A 15,347-nucleotide genomic window follows, 5' to 3' on the forward strand; every position below is an offset into this window, starting at 1 on the left:
TAGCTGTCACATACCCAATTTGCTGAAGCGAGGCCACAAGGCCACGACTCAGTACCCGAATTTCTTGACGACCATAGAGCGTTGGAACCACCTGATCCCATCCCGAACTCAGCAGTGAAACGATGCATCGCCGATGGTAGTGTGGGGTTTCCCCATGTGAGAGTAGGTCATCGTCAAGATTAAATTCCAAAACCCCTGTCTGCTATCGCAGTCAGGGGTTTTGTTTTAGTAGAAACATCCGTTTTTGCTGGCTTGTTACCGTGTTGACGGGCCAGATACAGAATTTCTTGACGACCATAGAGCGTTGGAACCACCTGATCCCATCCCGAACTCAGCAGTGAAACGATGCATCGCCGATGGTAGTGTGGGGTTTCCCCATGTGAGAGTAGGTCATCGTCAAGATTGAATTCCGAAACCCCTGTCTGCTAACGCAGACAGGGGTTTTGTCATTTCAGGACCTGCAAAACCAATGATCAAACAGCTTTACGTGCCTTGCTGATGCGTCGAGCCTGCCATTTGCGCCACCAGATGTAGACGCCAGTCCCCGACAAGCCTGCTATCAAAATACCCAGCATCGCGATCATCACTTGCCCGATAACACCAATGATACGTCCACCATGTATCGGTAACTGCAATCGATAAAACTGTTCTCCCAACGTTCCCTGCCCTGCAATTTCCTGCCCTAACAATCGCCCATCCGTACCATGAAAGAACAACCAGGATTTGCCATGCGCTTCAGTGTCGTGTTGTCCGGACCCTGCGCCGTAGAAGTTGTACTCAAAGCTGTAATACAGCTCCCCGATCGCTGCTGTCAGTCCTAACCTTTTCCCCTCCTGTAACGCTCTTTCGTACGCCTGTTGATAACTCAATTGCGTTACCCCCAACTCTGCGGGAGGCATTCGCCCTCGCGCCTCGTAGACGCTTGGCTGAATCGGTGAAAACAACGAAACCGCAGGCTTGAATACCTGACTCGGCAGGTTCATGGCCACACTACTGACGGCGATCGGCAGCAACAACAACCATAGCCACAATCCCCCGGCGCGATGAAGGTCGAAGTTAAGTCGATAGGCATGACCACCCTTCACTTTCCAGGCGGTCGACCACTTCTTCCAGAATGGCTTTCCTCGCGGCAATGTCAGCCAAAGCGCAACGAAGCAATCGATTACCCAGGCAATGGCAACCAGGCCCATCAACAACAATCCCCAATTACCCGGCAACGTCAGGTTGTAGTGGAACTCAAGAATGAACGGGACAAAGTTCTCCCGTTGGAAACAACACTCACCCCAATACCGCTGGCCCTTTTGCTCAGCACTTACCGGATCCAGATAGAACACCTGATTACGTTCATCGAAAGGCTTCCCGGTTGCAGGATCATTACGCGGCACCATTGCCAGCAACGCTGTGTGTCCAGCTTCATGCGGATATTCCATGTACCAGACCTGCAACTTCGGATGCGCAGACTGCGCCGCATCAACCAACTCGCCCGGTGGCAGTCGCGAACCCAGCGCAGAGGCCGCATAAAATTCCGGGTTCAACCATTCATCCAGTTCATGATTGAACGCCAGAATGCTCCCGGTAATTCCCGCGAGCAGCAAAAAAACCGCCGTGGCCAGGCCGATATAGCGGTGCAACAACACCAAAAACGCACGCATGAGAACTTCCCCCATAGAAACGACAAAGCCAGCCCCTGAAACATCAGGGGCTGGCTTTTTCATGCACAGGACAAAAGGCTTAGAACTGGTAGCTGACCGTCGCCGCGACGTTGCGCTCTTCGCCCATGTAGCAGAAATTCAGGCTGGCACAGGACGCCACGTAGGATTCGTTGGTCAGGTTGTTCGCATTGAGACGTACATCGACGCCCTTCAAGCCGACCTTGCCCAAGTCATAACCAATCGAGGCATCGAACAATGTGTAGGAAGGCACCTTCAGGGTGTTTTCCGCATCGGCCCAGCTGTAGCCGACATAACGCACGCCGCCGCCCAGTCGCAGGCCATCGAGTGCCGCGCTGTCGAACTTGTAGTCCGCCCATAACGACGCCATATGACGTGGCGCCTGCGTTGGTGAGTTGCCCTTGTTCTCGATCACGTCGGTCGGTGTGCTCAAGGTACTGACCATCGACTTCGAGTATTCGATATCGGTGAAGGTGTAGCTGCCGAGGACTTTGAGGTTGTCGGTCAATTGCATGTGCGCTTCCAGTTCCAGGCCCTGAGAGCGCACAGCACCTACTGCGCGATAGAAGTTTTCCTGCGGCAGTTTGGTTGCCAGGTTCTCCTGATCAATGTGAAACAGAGACGCAGTGAACAGGTTGTCAGTACCCGGCGGCTGATACTTCAAACCGACTTCCCACTGCGTACCGTCAGTAGGCGCCAAAGGGTTGCCGGCGCTGTCGGCATAGGAATTCGGGTTAAACGATTCGGAGTAGCTGATGTACGGCGCGAGGCCGTTATCGAACAGGTACAGCACCCCGGCACGGCCGGTGAGTTTGGTGCGGCGATCATTGATCTCTGTGCCAACCGGACGCCCGGCCTCAGCGATACGGTTTTCATCCGACGTCTCGACCCAGTCCTGGCGCAGACCCAGCGAGAAACGCCACTGGTCCATCTCGATCAAGTCTTGCAGGTAAACCCCGGTCTGCTCCAGCCGGCGCAGGTAGCTGGTCTCGCCATACATATCGATGGCCGAGTTGCCGTACGCCGGGTTGAACGCATTGATCGGTGCAAGACCGCCACTGGTCCAGTCGACCACGGTTTTGCGCCGCTGATAGTCAGCGCCCATCAGCACCGTGTGTTTGGTCGCGCCAGTGAAAAATTCTGCCTGGAGCATGTTATCGACGATAAACGCGTGCAGGCGCTCATCACCGCCGGTGTAGTAGCGGTTCAGCTCATTGCTGGTCGGCGAGGTCCAGCCATAGGCGTAGACCTGATCCATGTTCACTTTGGAATCGAGGTAGCGGAAATTCTGCCGTGCGGTAAAGACATCGTTGAAGCGATGTTCGAATTGATAACTGAACGATTGCTGATCACGCGAGTAGCCATCCACGCCCGGCTCGCCCTCGAAGAAGTGCGGCGAGATACGGTTGCCATTGCGCTGATGAATCGTGCCGTCGGCCGGCACACCACCGTGGTAGCCGCCATCCGGATCGTGTTGCAGGTAAGCCTGCAGCGTCAGCGAGGTGTCCTCACTGAAATCGATGCTCAGTGTGGGTGCGAGGGCGAAGCGCTTTTCCTTGTTATGGTCGAATTGCGTGTCGGACTGATCCGTTAACCCGATCAGACGATAGGCAATACGCTTGTCGTCATCGACCGGGCCGCTGAAGTCAAAACCAATACCGCGCTGACCCTGCGTACCGACCGTGGCTTGCACCTGATGGTAAGCCTCATATAACGGTTTCTTGCTGGTCAGTGCCACCAGGCCGCCCGGCGAACTGCGGCCGTACAGCACCGACGAGGGGCCCTTGAGAATGTCCACGCGCTCAAGGAAATACGGATCAACCTGCATGGTGCTGTAAGTGCCGCTGTCGCCCATCGACTTGAGGCCGTCGAGGTAAATATTGTCCACCGAGCCGTCGTTGAAACCGCGCATGGCCACATAGTCGTAACGGTGAGTCGCGCCGTAGGGGTTAGTCAACACGCCGGGGGTGTAGCGCATGGTTTGTGAGACCGTCTGCGACCCTTGGTCGTCCATTTGCTCGCGAGTGACCACGGACACGCTCTGCGAGGTTTCCAGCAACGCGGTACTGGTCTTGGTGGCGATCTGGCTGTGGGTGGCGTTGTAGCCATCCATGCTGCCCAAGGCGTTGCCGAGGGCAAAGCCTTTGATGTCTGTGGTCGGCAGGGCCAGTGCTTCGGTCTCAGCAAGCGCGCGCAGGGTGTAACTGCTGCCGTCCTGACTGATCGCTTGCAGACCGGAGCCACCAAGCAAATGGCTCAGCGCCTGATCAGTCGAGTACTCGCCTTGAACGCCCGGCGATTGCCGGCCCTGAGTTTGCTGCGGGGTCATCGACAATGTGATGCCAGCCTGACGAGCAAACTGATTCAACGCCTCACCCAGCGGCCCGGCAGCAATGTTGTAGCGATGGCTGACTTCACTGGCCGTCGGATTAGCCGCCATGCTCAAACCTGGCATCACACTGATGCCCAGCGCAGTCGACAACAGCGCAGCGCGAATGGCATGGCGCAGCAGTCCCGATTCGGCAGTGAAATTCAGAGAGTTCTTACAGGTGGCGGGGACAGTCATTGTAGGTTTCCGTAGGCAGTCGCGAAGGCTGAGTTGAAGTGCTTACTGACTAAGCCGGACTTGCTGCAAAAACCCGCCAAAAAATTTTCAGACCGCACGTTCCAGGGTCACCCACCAACGGGTGCGATAGCGCAATTGCACCGGCAACGTCTGCGGCAGAATCGCCAGCAGTTTGTCGGTGTCTTCCAGACGGAATACGCCGGACAGTTGCAGGTCTGCTACCTCCGGCGCGCAATGCAGAAACCCCTGACGATAACGCGTCACTTCGTCGAGAAAGTCACCCAGGCGCATATTGCGCGTGACGATCAAGCCGTCGACCCAGGCGCCTGCGTCCATATCCAGCGGCGGCGCCGGGCGTACCTGGTGGTGATCGATCAGATAACTCTGCCCGGCGAGTGCTTCCAGCGAAGTGCTGCCGGAGTGGATGGCAACCTGGCCATGGGTGACGCTGAGCCGCGTGCAATCACGTTCCTGACGCAGGATGAATCGGGCATGGACGGGCTCATAAGTGCCATGACGGTTTTGTACACGCAGCGGCCGATCAGACGGCGCGCCCTCGTCGGAGCCACCACACGTGACAATGATTTCACCGCGAGTCAGCTTGATCAGGCGCTGTTGCGCCGTGTAATCCAGGTCCACCGCGCTGGCAGTGTTCAACTCGATCCGGGTACCGTCCGGCAACTGGAAGCCGCGTCGCTCACCCGTCGCTGTGGCGTAATCGGCACTCCATTGCTGCCACGCGGCAGTGTCCCTGGCCAGCCAGGCGGCGGAGCCCATCAGCAATGCGCCAGACAATAGCTTCAAAGCCTGTCGCCGGCCCAATCCCTGCGCGCTGTTTTCCAGGGTGTTGAACGCCACTTGCGCACCGGGCACCGCACGCAGGTTATTGCTCAACTCGGCTTGCAGCGACTGCACCCGTTGCCAGGCCAGTTCGTGCTCGTGGTGTTCGGCGCGCCACTGTTCGCACTGTCGATTCAACCGCGGGTTGCCATGGTTATTGCGCAAGCGCAGCAGCCAATGGATGGCTTGTTTGACTACGTGCTGTCCAGGCTCGGCGCGACGACCGAGTGAAGTGTTATCCACAGGCATCAGCTTTCGTACCGCAACACATAGCAGTGATACAGCGCATCGGCGACATAACGTTCAACCGAACGTAACGACAGGCCCATCTGCTCGGCAATCTGCTTGTGGGTCAACCCTTCGCACTGCGCCAGCAGAAACGCCTGACGCACTTTCGGCTTCAGTCCTTCAAGCATGCGCGCGATGCTTTCCAGCAACTCGATGACCAGCGCCCGGGCTTCGGCACCTGGTGTATCGGCTTCGGGTAAATGAGCGATGGTTTCGAGATAGGCGCGTTCGATTTCTTCGCGGCGCCAATGGTCGATCACCAGCCCGCGAGCGATGGTGCGCAGGAAGGCTCGAGGCGCTTTGAGTTCCAGGCGTTCGGTGCGTTGCAGCAGGCGGACGAAGGTGTCCTGAGCCAGATCGGCTGCATCCGCCGCATTGCCCAGCCGCGCGCGCAGCCAAGCGTTGAGCCAGCCGTGATGACTACTGTAAAGCGCCTGTACAGCAAACTCAGGTGAGGACATGAACGCGAACGTCACAAATGATAATTAGTCGCATTGTCGGTAAGGGTTACGGAATTTGCAACTGCCGCTCGAACATTGCGCCTGAAAAACATCACGGCAACCGCTCTGGCACGCCGTTCGGCGGGAATCCGTCAGAAATACCATCCATTTCCCGCGCAACCCTAAGATTTCTCCGACACGTGCCGACAGACTGGTGAGACATGCGTGCACCAAAGTAGAGCGGCCAGAAGAACGCTGCCTGCGCTGTACATGGAATGTTGCATCCGGAACGCATCCCCACTTTTTGCATAAGAAGTCCCATGAAATGAATCTCAAGTTCAGCCATAAAATCCTGTTGGCCGCCTCGGGCGTCGTGGTCCTGGCGTTCGCGCTGTTCACCCTCTACAACGACTATCTGCAGCGAAACACCATTCGCCAGAACCTTCAGTCTTCCGTGCAGCAGGCCGGTGATCTGACCGCCAGCAGCGTGCAGAACTGGATGAGCGGGCGGATTCTGGTGCTGGAAAATCTCGCGCAAAACGTCGCCCATCAGGGCAAGGACGCGGATTTCCCGGGTCTGGTCGATCAACCAGCATTCACCTCGAACTTCCAGTTCACCTACGTTGGCCAGGCCAATGGTGTGTTCACCCAGCGCCCTGACGCGAAGATGCCGGACGGTTACGACCCACGTCAGCGCCCTTGGTACAAGCAAGCAGTCGCTGCCGACAAAACCATGCTGACGCCGCCGTACATGGCTGCTGTCGGCGGGCTGGTGGTGACCATCGCCATGCCGGTGAAAAAGAACGGCGAGCTGTTGGGCGTGGTCGGTGGTGACCTGAGCCTGGAAACCCTGGTGAAGATCATCAACTCGGTGGACTTCGGTGGTCTCGGCCATGCGTTTCTGGTCAGTGCCGACGGTCAGGTGATCGTCAGCCCGGACAAAGATCAGGTCATGAAAAACCTGAAAGACATCTACCCGAACACCAGCGTGCGCATCGAGAAGGGCAACCAGAACGTCGTGCTCAATGGCCAGGAACGTATTCTGTCGTTCACCCCGGTCAGCGATCTGCCGAATGCGCAGTGGTACATCGGTCTGTCGATCGATCGCGATAAAGCCTACGCCGCACTCAGCCAATTCCGCACCTCGGCGCTGATCGCGATGTTTGTTGCTGTGGCTGCGATTGCGCTGCTGCTGAGCCTGTTGATCAACGTATTGATGCGTCCGCTGACCACCATGGGTCGTGCGATGCAGGACATTGCGCAGGGTGAAGGCGACCTGACTCGCCGTCTGGTAGTGGAAAGCAAAGACGAGTTCGGTGAATTGGGCAGCGCCTTCAACCAGTTCGTTGAACGGATCCACGCGTCGATTTCCGAAGTGTCTTCGGCGACCCGTCACGTGCATGACCTGTCGCAACGGGTGATGGCGTCGTCCAACGCCTCGATCGTCGGTTCCGACGAACAAAGTGCGCGCACCAACAGCGTGGCTGCCGCGATCAACGAGTTGGGCGCCGCCACTCAGGAAATCGCCCGTAACGCCGCCGATGCTTCGCAACACGCCAGCGGCGCGAGCGAGCAGGCCGATGACGGGCGTCAGGTGGTGGAACAGACCATTCTGGCGATGACCGAGCTGTCGCAGAAGATCAGCCTGTCGTGCACGCAGATCGAAACCCTTAACGCCAGCACCGACAACATCGGCCACATCCTCGATGTGATCAAAGGGATTTCGCAACAGACCAACCTGCTGGCGCTCAACGCCGCGATCGAAGCGGCGCGTGCCGGTGAAGCCGGACGTGGTTTTGCCGTGGTGGCGGACGAGGTGCGTAACCTCGCCCATCGCACCCAGGAGTCGGCGGAAGAGATCCACAAGATGATCACCTCGCTGCAGGTCGGTTCGCGTGAAGCGGTGACCACGATGAACGCAAGTCAGGCCTCCAGCGAGCAGAGCGTGGAAGTGGCCAACCAGGCCGGTTTGCGTCTGGTCAGCGTGACCCAGCGCATCGGTGAAATCGACGGCATGAACCAGTCGGTGGCCGCAGCGACCGAAGAGCAGACCGCCGTGGTGGAAACCCTCAACGTTGACGTTAACCAGATCAACCTGCTGAACCAGCAGAGCGTGGCCAACCTCAATGAAACGTTGAAGGATTGTGATGCGTTGTCGCAGCAGGCCAATCGCCTGAAGCAATTGGTCGACAGCTTCAAGATCTGACCGCGTCATCGTTCTTCGCGAGCAGGCTCGCTCCCACATTTGGAATGCATTTCCCTGTGGGAGCGAGCCTGCTCGCGAAAGCGGTCAGACAATCACCGCGAAGCCGAAGCCTTAAACAAACAGCTTCAGCACATTCCCCATCGCATCATCCGCAAACCCCTGCACAAACTCCTTGAACCCCGGCAACGTATCTTCACCGCCCGAAGCCGGCTCGGCAATGATCGTCCACGTCGCCCGAGACTTACCCGCGCCCAGCGATTCGACATTCATCGCCGCCCACAGATTCGCCACCCCAAGCGTGTTGTAAATCGTCGTCCAGGTCATGCTTCGCGCGTGCTCATCGCGGGAGTTGAGTTGCTCGACCACCACGTTGCCATCCTTGAAGAATTTCTTGCGCAGCGAGGACACGCCCTCACCGGTCATTTCGATGTGCGACAGCGCCGGAATAAAGCGGTCGAAACCGCTGAAGTCGCCGACCACCGCCCAGACCTGTGCAGCGTCCGCCGGCACTTCCACAGGAGAGATGACGTGGCAGCCATGCGGGTTTTTGATCAGGGTATCGGGTTGCAGATTACTCATGGTGTTGCTCCTTGTTGTTGGATCAGATGAAGTTGATTTCTTTCAGGTAGTCGCAGCCGCGCCGCAGCAGCGCCGGGGATTTTTGCGGGTAGTGCGCGCCCATCTGCTGGACGCCGGCCTCGGCGTTGGCATGACCGATCAAGGAGATGTCGCCGATGTCTTCTTCAAAGCCGTTGAGGTAGAAACCGAGCACGCCGAACAGCGCGTTGTCGGCGTCGACCCGGCTCAGTTGCTGCTGCCAGTCTGCGACGCTGACCAGCGCGAATTCGCTGCCGGTTTCGCGGAACGAAGCGACGTAGGCGTCCCAGCTCAGCGGCTCGGGGTTGTGCAGGTTGAACACCGCCCGCTCGGGTGAATAACGGCTGGCGTGGAAGGCGATGAAACGGGCGAGAAAGTCCACCGGCATCAGGTCGAAGTTCAGCGCGAAGGCCGGCACCTGACCGAGCTGGATCGAGCCTTTGAGCATCAGCATCAAGCGGTTTTTGTGTGGCTGACAAACGCCGCTCAAGCTGTTGAAACTGATGTTGCCGGGGCGATACAGATTGACCCGAACGCCGCGTTCGCGCGCCCGTTCGAGGATGCGTTCGCCAACCCATTTCGACAGGTTGTAGCCGTTGCGAATGTAGATCGGTGGCGTCGTCGCGGCGGGCAGTTCCAACACTCGCCCCGCGTCGTCGACCGTGCTTGAAGCGGACAGCGTCGAGACAAAATTGAAGACCTTTTTGCTCTGCCCTTCGCATAAGCGCAGCAGCGCGAAAATCGGCTCAACGTTGTCCGCCGCCAGCGACTCGTAATCGAGCACGTGATTGACGTTGGCGGCGTTGTGTACCAACGCGCCGAACTCGCGATCGAGGCGCTGATAATCTTCATCGTTCAGGCCCAGTTGCGGACGCGTAATGTCTGCCGCGTAAACCCGCACACGACGCAGATCCAGATGTTCCAGACGGTTTTCCCGCAGCGACTCGGCAAAGCGCTGCGCCGCCGTTTTCCCGCCGCCATCACGCACCAGACACGCCACTTCGCTGGCGCCCCAACCAAGCAACGCCTCGACGATGTGTACGCCGACAAAACTGTTGGCGCCGGTGACGATGACCTTATGCACATCGCCCATGCGATTGATCGGCAGCGGGTCGATTTCCAGCGCACGTTCGGCGTCGGCCATGGCCTGGGCGCTGAGTACCGCGCTGTCATCGGTGCCGCGCACCAGCGTCGCCAGTTTGATGATGGTCGGCAGTTCGATGAAGCGATTGATCGAAATGCTGCGGCCGAACTCCTCACGCAAACGCAGCAACATGCGCGACAGCAGGATCGAGTGGCCACCGAGATTGAAGAAGCTTTCGTCGGTGGAAATATCGCTGTTCGGCAGCTCCAGCAACTCGGCCCAAATCTCCAGCAGCAGGGCTTCGTCGGCATTCGCCGGCAAACATTTCGGGCCGCTATCCTGCACGCTCACCGGCAGTGCCAGCAGCGCTTTGCGGTCGACCTTGCCGTTGCTGGCGAACGGCATGCTCGGCAGCTCAGTCCACGCTACGGGTTGCATGTAGTCCGGCAAAAACTGCCGGGCGTGGGCCTTCAGCGTTTCGCGTGCGGTGTCCGATTGCGCTTGGGCGAGGAACGCCAGAATCCGTCGCTGACTGTCGATCACCACTGCGATTTGCCGGTACAACTGGCTCTCGCGCAGGCAGCGTTCGATCTCTTCCGGTTCGACCCGGAAGCCACGGATCTTCACCTGATTGTCGCGCCGTCCGCACAGCTCGATGCCATGTTCGCCCCACTTGGCCATGTCGCCGCTGCGGTAGGCGCGCAACGTCTGCCCGTCCGGCAGATTCAAGGTCAGATAACGCTCGGCAGTCTGCTGTGGGTTATTCAGATAACCGAGGCAGACGCCGGGGCCGACGATGAACAATTCGCCAACGGTGTTTTCCGGCACCGGTTGCAAATCGTCATCGAGAATCAGCACCTGACTGTTGGCAATCGGCGCCCCGAGGCTGCGATTGCTGTCACCGGGCTTGAGTTGCCGCGCGGTGATCAACACCGTGGCTTCGGTCGGGCCGTAAAGGTTGTGCAGCGTGCCCTGACGGGTCAGTTGCTCGATGACGAACGGTTCGCAGACATCGCCGCCGGTCATCACTTGCACGCCTTCCAGTTGTTCCAGTGGCAAGATGCTCAACAGCGCCGGCGGCAGGAACGCATGGGTCAGTTGCCGGCGGCGGATCAACGCGACCAGTTGCAGCGGATCACGCCGTTGCGTGTCGTCGGGCACCACCAGTTCCGCGCCTTCGAGCAGGGTCGGAAAGATGTCGATCAGCGACGAATCGAAGCTCAACGATGAGAACTGCAAGACCCGACTCTCGGCCTGCAACTGCACGTAATCGGCATACCACGCGGTGAAATGCGCGAGGTTGGCCTGGCTGAGCAACACGCCCTTCGGATGCCCGGTGGTGCCCGAGGTGTAGAGCGCCATGCACGGCGCTTCCAGCTCGGGACGTCGATGCATCAGCGGTTGACCGAGATCGGCATCAGCGCTGTCGATGTCGCTGACGTTCAGTCCTGCCATGGTTTGGCTGAGTGGATGCTCGCCGTCGTGCAGCAACAGCAATCCACCAGCGTTTTGCAGAATGTATTGCTGGCGCTGTAACGGATGGCTCGGCTCCAGCGGCAGGTACACCGCGCCGCTGCCAAGAATGGCCAGAATCGAGGCAAACAACGCCGGGCATTTCGGCAGGCAGATACCGACCACCCACGGTTGCGGATGTTGCTTGAGCAAAGGCAGCAATCGCTGTTGAATCGCGCGACTGTGGGCGTGCAACTGCCGATAGCTGAGCGACTGTTCGGCAAGGTGCAGCGCCGGTCGTTCGGCGTGGCGGATCAAGCTCTGTTGCAAGCGCTCGATGACCGGAACTTGCGCCTGTTTCAGCAGCGCCGCGTTCGCGGTGTCGTTGCGCTGATGGACGTACGCCAGGCTGTCGAGAAACAGCAGGTTTTCCATCCGCTCGAAATCCGGCGCACGCACAGATCCGGCCTGCTGAAGATATTCAGGGTCACGAGAGAAGCGGCTGACCAGCAACGCCACTTCGTCTACCACTTGCATCAGTACCCTTTGCCGCAGGGCCTGACCGTTGCCGGACGGCTCGTCGGCAATCGGCACGCGGCTGATCAGTGAAGAGCCGAGGAAACACAACAGATCGAGCGTCGGCAAACCCGCAGCGCTTTGCGCGCCGACGCCCAGACGCAAATGCAAGTGCGGGATGGCGCAACGATCACCGGCGCCGAGGAAGCCATCGTCGATGATCAGATCCACCGTCGATACACCCGCAGCGCTGCGCTGCAATGAGTGCCCGTGTTGTTCCAGTTCCTGCGCCAGGTCAGTCATGGCCTGGCTGGCGCCAATCAGCAAAATGTCGAGACGTTTCATGTCGCCCTCCTCATCAAACCAGGTAGTCACGCAAGGCGTGCTGCACGCAGGGCGTGTCGAGCAGCGAGCTGTTGTGGAAGAACTTGACGATGTTGCCCACCAGCGGGTGATGGCGATTGATCGGGAACGCCAGTCCTGCCATCTCGTCCCTGAGCGAGCGCCGTGTAGCCTCGCTGACAGGCAGTGCGTCGATCAGGCGCAGGTCGAAGGATTTCTGGATGTCGTTGGTCAGGTAATGGCCGATGAACACCGGCAGAATCTGCGCGATGGTTTCGCGATCCGCGGCGTTGGCGGTGTGCCAATAGATGCGCACCATTCGCGCCCAGAAACTCGAATGGCGGCCCTCGTCGAGCAAGTGATCGGCCATCAGGCCTTTGATCGACGGCTTGACCGAGTCGTCGCGGGCGAACGCGGCGACATCACCGGTCACGGTGTTTTCAGCGATCGCCACGCAAATCAATTCGACCGCGCTGCGCAGATGCTCCGGTGCCAGCGCTACAGCCGCCGGAATCGCCCGGCTCAACTCGATTTCATCGGGCAACCGAATCGGCTCGATGCCGGTCATCGCCACCGTTTGTTGCATGAAATCCATCGCCACGAGCGCGTGGTAATCCTCGTCGACCACCACGGTCATCGCGTCATAACGACAGGCAAACGGGAAGGCCACGGCGAAGCGATTCTTGGCGATGCTGCGCGCGGTCTTGTCGACGATTTCCGTCTCGAAAATCACTACGTCATTGATGAATTTGTACAGCGTTTGCACCAAGGCAAAATCACGCTGCTGCGGGCACTCGCGCAGGAAGGTTTCGCTGAGCACCAGCGGTTGGCGGCTGAGCGGGTAGATCAAGCGTTCATCGTCTTCCAGCACGCGACGCGGGCGAGTGCGAATGGTGGCGCGGTTTTCCCAGGCATCGGCAAAGGATTGATAGTCGGCGGCATTCATTGGGCCACCTCCGCCAACGATTCACGCATGCTCAGGCGCAGGCCGTCCCACAAGGCGATACGGCTTTCCACGGCGGCGATGGCGCTGGCGTAGACCTCGGCCTCGCGCTGCGGATCGCCGTCGACCAGGCGCTCGAGCAGGTGCTCTGCCGCCGGGCCGTGGTCTTCGGAGTCGACCTCGATGTGCCGCTCCAGGTAATAGCGGAAGGTCGGCGCCTGTTCGATGCCGATGCCCCAGTCGTCAAGAATGCGCTGGAACATGGTCGGGATCACGCTCTCGCGACCGTGCAGAAATGCCGCCGCCACACTGTGTCCCGGCGCATGCAGGGCGGTGCGCAAGGTGTCGCGGACAAACTGCGCGGCGGCCGGATCAACCTCGACGCTTTGCAGCGCGACGTCATAGCTCACGCCTTCCTGTTGCAGGGCGACAAAGCGCTCCACGGCCGTGGTACTCGCGCCGATTTCGCGCATGGCATCCAGGTACAACTCGAAATGGCTGTAATGACCTTCGGTCAGGCGATCATCCGATTCCTCGCCGAGAACGATCTCGTTGATCAACCGGGCGGCGTGAGGATCGCGCGGCGGCAACCACGGCAACCGCGTGCAGGTCAGCTCCTGCTGCAGGCGTTTGGTCAGCGACATGAAATCCCACACGGCAAATACGTGGGTTTCCATGAAGCGTTGCAATACCGATAACGAAGTGATCTCGGAAAAGATCGGGTGAATACTAAGTTCGGCTTTCTTCAGGGCGAGTTGGTTCTTGGTCGGCATCATGATGTCCTTTATCGTTGATGTTCAATGGAACTGTTCTGGCAACTATGCAAACAATGAAACGACGACTTTCTTGTTTTCTTGCGGCGAGCGACAGCCTGCCTTTCTGTCAGGTAAGTACGGATCGTATATAGCGATGACATGGCCTCATGTCTGCCCATAAAGCGCTGCTGCTGTACCGCAGGCATTGGGCTGCTGCCCAGGTGACGTTGAATTTCACACTTGGCGAGGAAAAGCTAATACACCGACAAAGTATTTAACAAGCATATTTTTAATTATTTTAAGTTTGCTGTTTTTCGAAGTTGAGTAGTTCCGATAAAACTTTTGGGTGAGGTTTTATTTGGGCGTAGTTGCTCCTTTCGGCGAATAGCGGCCAAAATTGATCGACAAGAGTGAATGCCTCACTCGAAGCAACTTTCCAGTAATAAGAGTTGAATGATTAAAAGGGGCGGAAGTTGGCCGTGACCCCGCGCCATGACTTCCTTTTTCCCGTGGCAAGGCTCCTTCCGTAGGTTCCTGGTGCGGGGACTGCGCCGTCAGGACGGCGCGTCGCCCGTTCTTAATGGGGTTGGCCGTTCAAGAGTGCGGGTAAATGACCGCCACGGCTATTACCGATTCGTCACCGACAAGTTGCAAATTTCGGACTGAACGGCGCAGGGAGGTTAGAGCGGGCACGCGGATCCGCCACCAGAGGGCTGGCAGATCGCGAAGGGGATTTGTAAGTGGGTGATTCGCGGGTGATACAGCGTGTTCAGCGCGCGGCTTTGCGGCTTTGCGCAGCAGGGGTGTCGAGATAGCGGGTGATGACCTCGACGCCACGATTGAGATGCTGCTCGAGGAGGTTGATCGACAGTTCAATATCACGCTCGCGGACGGCTTGCAGCATCGCGCGGTGATCGTCCTGAGACAATTTGCCCAGGCCCATGGCCTCGAGGTTGAAGCGCAGGAAACGCTCTTCTTCGTTGAGCCCGTCTTCGACCAGGCGCAGCAAGCGTTTATTGGGCGCCTTGCAGTACAGGGCCATGTGGAACAAACGGTTGAGCCGGCCGATTTCCGTGTAGTCGTGTTGCGCCTCCAGCTCTTCAATGTAACCGGCGGCGTGGGCGTGATCGGCAGCGGTCAGCAGCGGAATCGACTGCCGCATGGCTTCGGATTCGAGCAGGATGCGCAATTCGTAAGTCTCGGTGGCATCGCCTTGAATCAATGGCGCAACCACCGCGCCTTTGTGCGCGGTAACGCTGAGCAGTTCCTGCGCTTCAAGCTGGCGCAAGGCCTCGCGCACCGGCATGCGACTGACGCCGAACAGGTCGGCCAGATCCTGCTGGCGCAGCGCCGTGCCGCAGGGCAGACGACCATCGAGGATTGCCGAGCGCAAAGTTTCTTCGATCACCGACCGGGCCAGATGCGCAGGAATCGGTCCATCGACTTTAATGCTGTGCAGCGGTTTGGGCTTCTGTGTCACGACTACGCACCCTGTATGTCGGCCTGATTTGGATCCAAATGACACTAGTGATTGCTCTACAGGTTGTCAAACCTTGTAAAACAATGCGCTGGCAACTGAAGTCTAGCGTGCCGGCGATGATCTCATGGTGCCATTGTTTTTTCGCCGTCTAAGCTTCACCATCAAACG

At 58.6% G+C, this 15,347-nt stretch carries 10 protein-coding genes and 2 rRNA genes; 3 read left to right on the forward strand and 9 right to left on the reverse strand.

What is annotated here, in order from left to right:
• Positions 1-63: 63 nt before the first annotated feature.
• A 5S ribosomal RNA gene (rrf, locus tag ACZZ0G_RS12400) occupies positions 64-179 on the forward strand.
• Positions 180-286: 107 nt separating this feature from the next.
• Positions 287-402 (forward strand): 5S ribosomal RNA (gene rrf, locus ACZZ0G_RS12405).
• Positions 403-473: 71 nt separating this feature from the next.
• Here the strand turns inward: rrf (ACZZ0G_RS12405) and ACZZ0G_RS12410 are convergent.
• From ACZZ0G_RS12410 to ACZZ0G_RS12425, 4 genes are all read right to left on the reverse strand, one after another.
• The gene (locus ACZZ0G_RS12410) at positions 474-1,652 is read right to left on the reverse strand and encodes a PepSY-associated TM helix domain-containing protein (RefSeq protein WP_463558849.1); all 1,179 of its coding nucleotides are present in this window, start codon (positions 1,650-1,652) and stop codon (positions 474-476) included.
• A 79-nt stretch (positions 1,653-1,731) separates the two neighbouring features.
• On the reverse strand, positions 1,732-4,236 hold the full coding sequence (locus ACZZ0G_RS12415) for a TonB-dependent siderophore receptor (RefSeq protein ID WP_463556313.1): 2,505 nt from the start codon (positions 4,234-4,236) through the stop codon (positions 1,732-1,734).
• 87 nt (positions 4,237-4,323) lie between these two features.
• A complete protein-coding gene (locus ACZZ0G_RS12420) occupies positions 4,324-5,325 on the reverse strand; it encodes a FecR domain-containing protein (RefSeq protein ID WP_463556314.1) in 1,002 nt (333 codons plus the stop codon).
• Positions 5,325-5,825 (reverse strand): sigma-70 family RNA polymerase sigma factor, encoded by a 501-nt coding sequence (locus ACZZ0G_RS12425; protein WP_463556315.1) that lies wholly within the window; start codon positions 5,823-5,825, stop codon positions 5,325-5,327. The genes ACZZ0G_RS12420 and ACZZ0G_RS12425 overlap by 1 nt, the downstream gene beginning before the upstream one ends.
• 304 nt (positions 5,826-6,129) lie before the next feature.
• Here ACZZ0G_RS12425 and ACZZ0G_RS12430 point away from each other — a divergent pair, with 304 nt between their 5' ends.
• Positions 6,130-8,010 carry a methyl-accepting chemotaxis protein gene (locus ACZZ0G_RS12430; RefSeq protein WP_463398157.1) on the forward strand — a complete coding sequence of 627 codons (1,881 nt, stop codon included), beginning with the start codon at positions 6,130-6,132 and terminating at the stop codon, positions 8,008-8,010.
• 111 nt (positions 8,011-8,121) lie between these two features.
• Here ACZZ0G_RS12430 and ACZZ0G_RS12435 read toward each other — a convergent pair whose 3' ends face one another.
• The 5 genes from ACZZ0G_RS12435 to ACZZ0G_RS12455 form a co-directional block, all read right to left on the reverse strand.
• The gene (locus tag ACZZ0G_RS12435) at positions 8,122-8,589 is read right to left on the reverse strand and encodes an SRPBCC family protein (RefSeq protein WP_463556316.1); all 468 of its coding nucleotides are present in this window, start codon (positions 8,587-8,589) and stop codon (positions 8,122-8,124) included.
• A 22-nt stretch (positions 8,590-8,611) separates the two neighbouring features.
• Complete coding sequence (locus ACZZ0G_RS12440; protein ID WP_463556317.1) at positions 8,612-12,004, reverse strand: amino acid adenylation domain-containing protein; 3,393 nt, start codon at positions 12,002-12,004, stop codon at positions 8,612-8,614.
• Positions 12,005-12,017: 13 nt separating this feature from the next.
• Positions 12,018-12,947 (reverse strand): diiron oxygenase, encoded by a 930-nt coding sequence (locus ACZZ0G_RS12445; RefSeq protein WP_463556318.1) that lies wholly within the window; start codon positions 12,945-12,947, stop codon positions 12,018-12,020.
• The gene (locus ACZZ0G_RS12450) at positions 12,944-13,720 is read right to left on the reverse strand and encodes a DUF3050 domain-containing protein (RefSeq protein ID WP_463556319.1); all 777 of its coding nucleotides are present in this window, start codon (positions 13,718-13,720) and stop codon (positions 12,944-12,946) included. The genes ACZZ0G_RS12445 and ACZZ0G_RS12450 overlap by 4 nt, the downstream gene beginning before the upstream one ends.
• A gap of 748 nt (positions 13,721-14,468) precedes the next feature.
• Positions 14,469-15,179, reverse strand: coding sequence for a GntR family transcriptional regulator (locus ACZZ0G_RS12455; protein ID WP_463556320.1), 711 nt, complete (start codon positions 15,177-15,179; stop codon positions 14,469-14,471).
• Between the last annotated feature and the right edge of the window lie 168 nt (positions 15,180-15,347).

It is taken from the genome of Pseudomonas sp. AC169, assembly GCF_979258515.1.

What these genes read in the sequence shown, in the direction of transcription:
- ACZZ0G_RS12410 (WP_463558849.1), bottom strand. Translation starts at nt 1,652, where the DNA reads ATGCGTGCGTTTTTGGTGTTGTTGCACCGCTATATCGGCCTGGCCACG.
- ACZZ0G_RS12415 (WP_463556313.1), bottom strand. Translation starts at nt 4,236, where the DNA reads ATGACTGTCCCCGCCACCTGTAAGAACTCTCTGAATTTCACTGCCGAA.
- ACZZ0G_RS12420 (WP_463556314.1), bottom strand. Translation starts at nt 5,325, where the DNA reads ATGCCTGTGGATAACACTTCACTCGGTCGTCGCGCCGAGCCTGGACAG.
- ACZZ0G_RS12425 (WP_463556315.1), bottom strand. Translation starts at nt 5,825, where the DNA reads ATGTCCTCACCTGAGTTTGCTGTACAGGCGCTTTACAGTAGTCATCAC.
- ACZZ0G_RS12430 (WP_463398157.1), top strand. Translation starts at nt 6,130, where the DNA reads ATGAATCTCAAGTTCAGCCATAAAATCCTGTTGGCCGCCTCGGGCGTC.
- ACZZ0G_RS12435 (WP_463556316.1), bottom strand. Translation starts at nt 8,589, where the DNA reads ATGAGTAATCTGCAACCCGATACCCTGATCAAAAACCCGCATGGCTGC.
- ACZZ0G_RS12440 (WP_463556317.1), bottom strand. Translation starts at nt 12,004, where the DNA reads ATGAAACGTCTCGACATTTTGCTGATTGGCGCCAGCCAGGCCATGACT.
- ACZZ0G_RS12445 (WP_463556318.1), bottom strand. Translation starts at nt 12,947, where the DNA reads ATGAATGCCGCCGACTATCAATCCTTTGCCGATGCCTGGGAAAACCGC.
- ACZZ0G_RS12450 (WP_463556319.1), bottom strand. Translation starts at nt 13,720, where the DNA reads ATGATGCCGACCAAGAACCAACTCGCCCTGAAGAAAGCCGAACTTAGT.